General features: G+C 71.0%; 6 protein-coding genes and 1 pseudogene. 6 read left to right on the forward strand and 1 reads right to left on the reverse strand.

The genetic code is table 11. The annotated features are described in order from the left end of the window. Nucleotides 1-137: 137 nt before the first annotated feature. The gene (locus BZY54_RS08180; RefSeq protein WP_086724060.1) at nucleotides 138-845 is read right to left on the reverse strand and encodes a TetR/AcrR family transcriptional regulator; all 708 of its coding nucleotides are present in this window, start codon (nucleotides 843-845) and stop codon (nucleotides 138-140) included. 133 nt (nucleotides 846-978) lie between these two features. On the opposite strand from BZY54_RS08180, the gene BZY54_RS08185 reads away from it, so the two are divergent. From BZY54_RS08185 to BZY54_RS08210, 6 genes and pseudogenes are all read left to right on the forward strand, one after another. Next, nucleotides 979-2,202, forward strand: coding sequence for a saccharopine dehydrogenase family protein (locus BZY54_RS08185; RefSeq protein WP_086724062.1), 1,224 nt, complete (start codon nucleotides 979-981; stop codon nucleotides 2,200-2,202). A 286-nt stretch (nucleotides 2,203-2,488) separates the two neighbouring features. Further along, nucleotides 2,489-2,983, forward strand: coding sequence for a MarR family winged helix-turn-helix transcriptional regulator (locus BZY54_RS08190; RefSeq protein ID WP_244217027.1), 495 nt, complete (start codon nucleotides 2,489-2,491; stop codon nucleotides 2,981-2,983). Between the two features lie 107 nt (nucleotides 2,984-3,090). After that, nucleotides 3,091-5,454, forward strand: coding sequence for an MFS transporter (locus tag BZY54_RS08195; protein ID WP_425276268.1), 2,364 nt, complete (start codon nucleotides 3,091-3,093; stop codon nucleotides 5,452-5,454). Nucleotides 5,455-5,600: 146 nt separating this feature from the next. Then, on the forward strand, nucleotides 5,601-6,494 hold the full coding sequence (locus BZY54_RS08200; RefSeq protein ID WP_086724066.1) for a serine hydrolase: 894 nt from the start codon (nucleotides 5,601-5,603) through the stop codon (nucleotides 6,492-6,494). A gap of 42 nt (nucleotides 6,495-6,536) precedes the next feature. Continuing rightward, a pseudogene (locus tag BZY54_RS08205) lies at nucleotides 6,537-7,558 on the forward strand (LacI family DNA-binding transcriptional regulator). Between the two features lie 290 nt (nucleotides 7,559-7,848). After that, entirely contained in the window at nucleotides 7,849-8,982 is a 1,134-nt protein-coding gene (locus BZY54_RS08210) for a glycoside hydrolase family 12 protein (RefSeq protein WP_086724068.1), read from the forward strand. Nucleotides 8,983-9,173 lie beyond the last annotated feature (191 nt).

Below are 9,173 nucleotides of genomic sequence, written 5' to 3' on the forward strand. Positions count from 1 at the left end.
CTCTCTTCTGCATGAGAGGCACGTCATGCAGTCGTTTCGAGCACAATGACGGATCTGCTCGCTCGAATCAACTGCCCCGACGACAGAATCGAGCGAATCTTGGGCAACGAGCTCTTGTGGGCGTGTCGAAGCCGATGTCACGTCCCGGATCGGGACAGCTGCACGGCGACGTGCTCCAGCAGCATCTCCAGCGCGGCCGGGTAGGCACTGTGCGGCATGCGCCGGGCGAGGAGATGTGCGGTGGCGGCGATGTTGGGATGCGACTCGGCGGGCAGGCGCGCATATGTGGACTGCCACATCCCCTCGTCCCGCGTGCGAGCCTCGTCCGCCAGTGCGAGGGATCCGGCGTCGAGCGCGGCGAAGGCGAGACTCTGGTCGATGAACGCGTGGTACACGCCGACCGCCACCGGGTCGGGCAGCCCGGCGCCGCGCAGGATGCCGAGGATCGTCTCGTCCACCGCGATCTCGCGCGGTCTGCCGGTGACCCGGCTGGCCGTGAGGACGGCGGCCTGTGGGTGGGCGAGGTAGGAGGCGTGGATGGCCCGGCCCAGGGCACGCAGGTCCGCGCGCCAGTCACCGGTGGCCGTCCAGCTGTCCAGGGCACGTCCCATCAGCTCGTCCCCGATGGCCCGGGCCAGATCGTCCATCCCGGCGAAGTAGCGGTAAAGAGTGCTCGGATCGGCGCCGAGCGCCGCCCCCAGACGACGCGCCGTCAGTCCGGTGCTGCCGTGCGCGCGCAGCACGCGCAGGGCGGTGCGCACGATGATCTCCTCGGACAGCACGGTGCCGCTGCGTGTGCGCCGCCGCCGCTGACGCGCGGCCTCCGGCACGACCTGCTTGGCCATCTCGGTCGCTTCCTCCTCCGCCGGCTCCCAGCCGCCTCGTGCTTATGCCAACACAGTTGACCTTACATTCGCGCGTCGCGTTGTATCGACCCTGTTCGGAGGTGCTCGCCTCCTCGGACGAAAGGTGTGTGAGATGCGCGTACTTCTCGTTGGTGCGGGCGGCGTGGGGACGGCCGTCACCCGGATCGCAGCTCGCCGCGAGTTCCTGACCCACATGGTCGTCGCCGACTACGACCTCGCCCGTGCCGAAGCCGCGGTCGCGGCGCTCGGGGAGCGCGGCGACCGGTTCGGGGCACGGCGGCTGGATGCCTCCGACCAGGACGAGGTCCGCCGGATCCTCGTCGAGGAACGATGCGACCTGCTCCTCAACGCCACCGACCCCAGGTTCGTGATGCCGCTCTTCACCGCGGCCCTGGAGGCCGGAGCGCACTACCTGGACATGGCGATGTCGCTGTCCGCTCCGCACGCTTCGCGTCCCTTCGAGGAGTGCGGTGTCAAGCTCGGCGACGAACAGTTCGCCCTGGCCGGGCGCTGGGACGAGGCCGGGCGGCTGGCGCTGGTCGGCATGGGGGTCGAGCCCGGTCTGTCCGACGTCTTCGCCCGGTACGCGGCCGACGAACTCTTCGACGACATCGAGGAGATCGGTGTCCGCGACGGCGCGAATCTGACGGTCGAAGGCTACGACTTCGCGCCGTCCTTCAGCATCTGGACGACCATCGAGGAGTGTCTCAACCCTCCGGTGGTCTATGAAAAGGACCGCGGCTGGTTCACCACCGCACCGTTCAGCGAGCCGGAGGTGTTCGACTTCCCCGAGGGCATCGGTGAGGTGGAGTGCGTCAACGTCGAACACGAAGAGGTTCTGCTGATCCCTCGCTGGGTGGACGCGCGCCGCGTCACGTTCAAGTACGGCCTCGGTGACGACTTCATCGCCAAGCTGAAGACCCTCCACGAGCTGGGACTGGACGCGACGGCCGGGGTGACGGTGCCAGGGGACGACGGGCCTGTGCGGGTCTCCCCGCGAGACGTCGTCGCCGCGTGCCTGCCCGACCCGGCGGGCCTGGGGGAGCGGATGACGGGCAAGACCTGCGCCGGCACGTGGGTCAAGGGCACCAAGGACGGTGCGTCGCGCGAGGTGTACCTGTACCACGTGGTCGACAACGAGTGGTCGATGCGCGAGTACGGCTCGCAGGCCGTGGTCTGGCAGACGGCTGTCAACCCGGTGGTCGCCATGGAACTGCTGTCCACCGGCGCCTGGTCCGGCAAGGGAGTCCTCGGCCCGGAAGCCCTGCCCCCGCGTCCCTTCCTGGAGCTGCTCACCGAGTACGGCTCTCCTTGGGGCCTGCGCGAAGAGGACTGATCACACGCGCTTCCCCCCGCATGTGGTGCGCGGTACAGGCGTCAGCCGAGCCGGCAGGCTCGANNCCGCATCCTCGAGCCTGCCGGAGCGGGGCCGGAAGCGATCCAGGACTGCGGGGGCATTGCTCAAGGCGGCGAAGTGGTCGAAGTGGTCGGCCCGGCGGTCGAAGGCCTTCCTGCGGTGCGGCCTGTGACACCAGGAGCACGCGACCGGCGAGTGACACCCGGGACGTCTTCTTACGAAGATTTTATAGCCTGCCTATATAGGTGGCGTGATACTTGAGAGCGTGGATCACCCGGACCGCGGGCAGGACCCGCTGGAGACCGCGCACGCGCTGGCCGAGACGGCCTCCGCCGTGATCAGGGCCGTGACGGACCGGCGGGACATGAGCTTCACCACGGCCTCCACCCTGGCCCGGCTGGAGCGGGAGGGCCCCGCCCGGCTGACCGCGCTGGCTGCGGCCGAAGGGGTGGCCCAGCCGTCGATGACCCAGCTCGTGCAGCGTCTGGAGCGCAGGGGGCTGGCGAGTCGCGTCGACGACCCCGGCGACGGGCGGGTGACCCTCGTCGCCGTCACCGACGCCGGACGGGACCTGCTCGCCGAGCGGCGACGGACCCGGGACGCCCGGCTGGCCGGCCTGCTGGCGGAGCTCACCGCCGAGGAGCAGCAGGCGCTGGGAGCGGCCGTACGGACCGCACTCCCTCTGGTGCTGCGGATGCTCGAGGGCGACGCGGCGCCCGACCACCTGTCCGGGCGGCACAACAGCGGGAGCGTGCGATGACCACCGAGGAGACCGGGACGGGCCGCATACCCGGCACCACCGGCCCGGGCCCTGGACCAGGCCCAGGCCCCGCATCCGGCTCGGGGCAGCACGCCCGCACATCGTGGATGGGCGCGGACCACCCCCGCTACAAGTGGGTGGCGCTGACCAACACCACCGTGGGCATGCTGCTCGCCACCATCAACAGCTCCATCGTGCTGATCTCGCTGCCCGGCATCTTCACCGGCATCCGCCTCGATCCGCTCCAGCCGGCCAACGTGAGCTACCTGCTGTGGATGCTGATGGGCTACATGCTCGTCACCGCGGTCCTGGTGGTCGCCCTCGGCAGGCTCGGCGACATGATGGGCCGCGTCCGGATCTACAACGCCGGCTTCCTCATCTTCACGCTCACCTCGGTGATCCTGTCCCTCGACCCCTTCCACGGCGGCAGCGGCGCGCTCTGGCTGATCGGCTGGCGCATCGTGCAGGCCGTGGGCGGATCGATGCTGATGGCCAACTCCGCGGCCATCCTCACCGACGCCTTCCCCGCCCGGCAGCGGGGTATGGCCCTGGGCGTCAACATGGTGGCGGGCATCGCCGGATCGTTCCTCGGCCTGGTACTGGGCGGAGCACTCGTCACCTGGAACTGGCGCTCCGTCTTCTGGGTCAACGTGCCCATCGGCCTGATCGGCACCGTGTGGGCGTACAAGTCGCTGCGCGAGACGGGAGTCCGCCGGCCCGGCCGCATGGACTGGTGGGGCAACATCACTTTCGCCGTCGGGCTGACCGCGCTGCTCGCGGGCATCACCTACGGCATCCAGCCGTACGGCGGCCACACCATGGGCTGGACCAACCCCTGGGTGCTGGCCGGACTGGTCGGCGGGATCGTGATGCTCTGCGTCTTCTGCGTAGTCGAGACGAAGGTCGCCGAACCGATGTTCCCGCTGCGCCTGTTCCGCGACGCGGCCTTCGCGGGCGGCAACGCGGCCACCCTGCTCGGCGCGATCGCGCGCGGCGGACTTCAGTTCATGCTCATCATCTGGCTGCAGGGCATCTGGCTGCCGCTGCACGGCTACGACTACGCCGACACCCCGCTGTGGGCCGGTATCTACATGCTGCCGCTGACCATCGGCTTCCTGCTCGCCGGCCCCGTCTCCGGCGCGCTGTCCGACCGGTTCGGTGCGCGGCTGTTCGCCGCCTCGGGATTCGTCGTCATGGCGGCGTCCTTCGCCGGGCTGCTCGTCCTGTCCGGCGACTTCGACTACTGGGTGTTCGCCGGGCTGATCTTCCTCAACGGCCTCGGCGGCGGCCTGTTCGCCGCCCCCAACACGTCGATCATCATGTCGAGCGTCCCGGCCGACGCGCGCGGCGCCGCGTCGGGCATGCGCGCCACCTTCCAGAACGCCGGCATGGTGCTGTCCATGGGAGTGTTCTTCTCCCTCATGGTGGCGGGACTCTCCCGAAGCCTGCCGGACACGCTCAGCTCGGGCCTCACCGCCCAGGGCGTCCCGGCGGGAGCCGCCCACACGGTCGCCGGGCTGCCACCGGTCGGCGTGCTCTTCGCCGCCTTCCTCGGCTACAACCCGATCCAGCACCTGCTGGGCCCGACCATCCTCGGTCACCTCTCGCCGTCCGCCGCCGCCCACCTCACCGGGCGTGAGTACTTCCCGCATCTGATCTCGCAGCCCTTCCACGACGGTCTGGTCGTGGTCTTCTCCCTGGCCATCGCCATGTCCCTGGCGGCGGCGGGCGCCTCACTGATCCGCAGCCGCCACGGCGCGGCGCCCGTGACCGCGGCCGCCGCGCAGGCCCCGGCGCCGGCACCGGTGACCGTAGCGGCCGGGCAGGCCCCGGCGCCGGCACCCGGGTCAGCCGCGGCCACGGGGGCCCCGGCGCCGTCATCCGCCACGCCGGCCGCCGACTCGGCCGTCGCGGCACCCCCGGGGAAGGCCGGTCCGAGGTCCTCCCCGGCCACCGCGGCCGCCGGGGCGCTGCGCGGCCGGGTGTGCGGCAGCACCGGCGAACCGCTCGTCCACGCCACCCTCACCCTCGTCGACCACCGCGGTCACCAGAGGGAGCTCGCCCGGTCGGCCCAGGACGGCACCTACGCCCTGACGGAACCGGAACCCGGTGCGTACACGCTGGTCGTGTCGGCCGACGGGCACCGGCCGCGTGCCGTGCGGGTCGTCGTCGGAGGCGAGCCGGTCTTCTCCGAGGTCACGCTGGCAGGTGCCGGCGGGGTGCACGGAACCGTGCGCCATGAGCACACCGGCCACCCCGTCCCCGACACCCGTGTCACCCTCATGAACGCGCGCGGCGACGTGGTGGCGTCGGCCACGACCGCCGAGGACGGCACTTACACCCTGGGGGACCTGACCCCGGGTGCCTACACCGTCGTCGCCACCGGGTATCCGCCCGTGGCCGCCGCCGTGGCACTGGGTTCGGGAGGAGCCCACCGAGTCGATCTCCAGATCGGTCACACCACCGGCTGACGGACTCCGACCGTGACTGTGGTTGTTGTCTCAATTCGGGCCAAAAGCGGCTTTGAGTGACGGGGGCCACGTCATAGGGCGCACGTTTTGTCTACGTTCACTCCTCAGTGCCCCAGTGTCGACTCCTCGGTAAGGCCCGTACATCCATGTCGTACCTGTGTTCCCCGGCGACCGCGAAGACCGCTTCCAGGCGCCGTGGCAGGCGCGCCGCCGCGTGCGCCGCCGTGCTCCTGTCCTCCGTGACCACGCTCTTCTCCCTCGGCGCGCTGCACGCACCGCCGGCGGCCGCCGCCACCGGCGCGCCCGCGGGCCAGGCCCCCGCGGCGGCGCAGCCGCGGAGCACGGCGCACGTGACGTCCGCGGTCCTCGACCTCGACGGTGCGAGCCGTGAGCCCGCGGTGTACGGCGAGGACGTCCCCTACGACACCGCCAGCATCATCAAGGTCGACATTCTCGCGGCGCTGCTGCTCCAGGCACAGGACGCGGGGCGGCACCTGACCGCCCAGGAACGCGCCCACGCGGAGCCGATGATCCGGCACAGCGACAACACGGCCGCGAACGCCCTGTGGCGGCAGATCGGCCAGGCGCCGGGCCTGGAGACGGCGAACAAGCGCCTGGGGCTGACGGCGACGAAGGGCGGCCCCGGCCCCAAGTGGGGGCTCACGCAGACCACGGCACGTGACCAGATCCAGCTCCTGCGGGCGGTGTTCGACGGCGGAACGGCGAACGCGGCCGCCGGCGCGCTGAACGAGGAGTCCCGGACCTACATCCACACGCTGATGAGCCGGGTCGCCGACGACCAGGCGTGGGGCGTCTCGGCCGCCGCCGGCTCGGAGTGGGCGCTCAAGAACGGCTGGTTGCAGCGCAACACGACCGGGCTCTGGGACGTCAACAGCGTCGGCCGCATCACGGCGGGTGGACACCACTACCTCGTCGCGGTCCTCTCGAACGGCAACGCGTCGATGAGCGACGGCGTCGCCCTGGTCGAGAAGACGGCGCGGCAGGCCCTGTCCTCGGCCTCCGGCCACAACCAGCATTGACCGGCCGTAGTATCGGGTCGTCACCGAGGGGGGTGAGCGATCGTGGGGAAGCAGCGCTCCGGCACGCCGACGCTCGAGGAAGTGGCCGCGCTCGCCGGTGTGGGGAGGGGTACCGCCTCACGGGTCATCAACCACGCCGACGGGGTGAAGGACTCCACCCGCCGCGCCGTGGAACGGGCCATCACCGAACTCGGCTACGTCCCCAACCAGGCGGCCCGCTCCCTGGCGGCACGCCGCGCTGACGCGGTGGCCCTGGCGATGACGGAGACGGACTGGCGGCAGTTCGGCGAGCCGTTCTTCTCCGAGATCGTCTGCGCGGTGAGCGACGCCCTGGCCGGCACCGACATCCAGCTGCTGCTCACCCGGGTGCGCACGGACGCCGAGCGGCGCCGCTTCGTCGAGTACGCGCGCGGCGGCCGCATCGACGGCGTGCTGCTCATGTCCGTGCGCGGCGGTGAGCCGCTGCCCGACATGCTCGCCGAACTTCGCCTGCCCACCGTTCTGTTGGGCCGCCGTTCCGGCGACGAGTGCGTCTCCTACGTCGACTCCGACAACGTTGGCGGCGCCCGCGACGCCGTGGCCCATCTGCTGCGGGACGGCCGGACCGGCGTGGCCACCATCACCGGTCCACTGGACATGTACGTCGCCCAGTGCCGGTTGCGCGGGTACGAGGAGGCGATGCGCCGGGCCGGCCGCAAGAGCGGGCCCTCGTGGGTCGTCGAGGGCGCTTCAGCGAGGAGAGCGGGCGCCGGGCGATGACCGAACTCCTCGCGCGCCATCCCGGGCTCGACGCGGTGTTCGCGGCATCCGACACGATGGCTGCCGGGGCCCTCAACGTGCTGCGCGCGGCAGGCCGCCGGGTGCCGGAGGACGTCGCCGTGATCGGGTTCGACGACTTCCTGCTGGCGCAGCACACCGATCCGCAGCTCACCACCGTGCGCCAGCCGGTCGAGGAGATCGGGCGAGCCATGGTCCAGTTGCTCCTCGAAGCGCTGGAGGACTCCGGCCGTGCCTGGCGTCACGTCATCCTGCCGACACAGCTGATCCGCAGGGACTCGGCCTGAGGCGTCCGCGCAGGGATTTGCAGGGGCGACAGATTCGTTTTCCGGGAGCGCTCCAACGCCGTACGGCGCCTGAGGTCACCGTCTTCCCGCACTCGCGCAGGCCATCGTCACAGCGCCCACCAGGGTCTTCGACGGACGTTCGACTCTGCTGCGTGCCCTTCTTGTCAGGGACATAACCAGACCCTACGCTCCTGGAAGCCGCTGATTGGGAGCGCTCCCATACCCGTGTGGCCGGGGGCGCTCCTCTTCTCCGGTCCCCGCGTACCCCCACCGAAAGGACACCCATCCCCATGGGTCCATTAACACTCCACGGCCGCAGCGTGCGCGGGCTGTTCGCCGCTGTGCTCACCGCCCTCGCCGCGGTGGCCGCCCTGGTGACCGCGACCCCCGCGGCCCACGCCGACACCCAGATCTGCGACGCGTTCGGGTCCACGACCATCCAGGGCCGCTACGTCGTCCAGAACAACCGCTGGGGCACCAGCGCCACGCAGTGCATCACCGCCACGGACACGGGCTTTCGCCTCACCCAGGCGGACGGGTCCGTGCCCACCAACGGCGCGCCGAAGTCCTACCCGTCGGTCTACAACGGCTGCCATTACACCAACTGCTCGCCCGGAACCTACCTCCCGGCCCGGCTGAGCACCATCTCCGGCGCCCTCACCAGCATCTCGTACGGCTATGTCTCCGACGCCGTCTACGACGCGGCGTACGACATCTGGCTCGACCCCACACCCCGCACCGACGGCGTCAACCGCACCGAGATCATGGTGTGGTTCAACAAGGTCGGCTCCATCCAGCCGGTGGGGTCCGCGGTCGGCACGTCCACCGTCGCCGGCCGCAGCTGGCAGGTCTGGTCCGGCAACAACGGCTCCAACGACGTGCTGTCCTTCGTCGCGCCCTCGGCCATCGGCAGCTGGTCGTTCGACGTGATGGACTTCGTGCGCCAGGCGATCAGCCGTGGACTGGCCGATTCCTCCTGGTACCTGACGAGCGTTCAGGCCGGCTTCGAGCCCTGGGCGAACGGCGCCGGACTCGCGGTGAACTCGTTCTCCTCCTCGGTCACCACGGGCGGCGGCTTGGGCGACCCCGGCGACCCGGGCACCCCGGCGTCCTGCAAGGTGGCGTACAAGACCAACGTCTGGCAGGGCGGCTACACCGCCGACGTGATCGTGACGAACACCGGGACGGCCCCCGTCGACGACTGGCACCTCACCTTCACGCTGCCCTCCGGCCAGAAGGTCACCAACAGCTGGAACGCCACGGTGTCCCCGTCCTCGGGGACGGTCACCGCGACGAACCTGGGACACAACGCCCGGATCGCGGCCGGCGGCAGTCAGTCGTTCGGCTTCCAGGGCAGCTACACCGGGACCTTCGCCCGGCCCGACCGGTTCACCCTGAACGGGGCCGCCTGCACCACCGCCTGAACGAAACCGCGCGCACCGGCGGCGCCCACCCGGCGCCGCCCTCGGCACCACCGGGACCCGCCCTCTTCTTCCCCCGCGCCGGCAGCACGGGCGCCGGATGGCGGTCGCCCGCCCGCATCAGCAGGCCGGCGGGGTCGAGCCGAGCGCCACGTCGTCGTACCAGAGCGTGTCGGCACCGGTGCCGTAGCTCT

The sequence above is a fragment of the Streptomyces carpinensis genome (genome assembly GCF_002154505.1).
In the GTDB taxonomy this organism is placed as follows: Bacteria; Actinomycetota; Actinomycetes; order Streptomycetales; family Streptomycetaceae; genus Streptomyces; species Streptomyces carpinensis.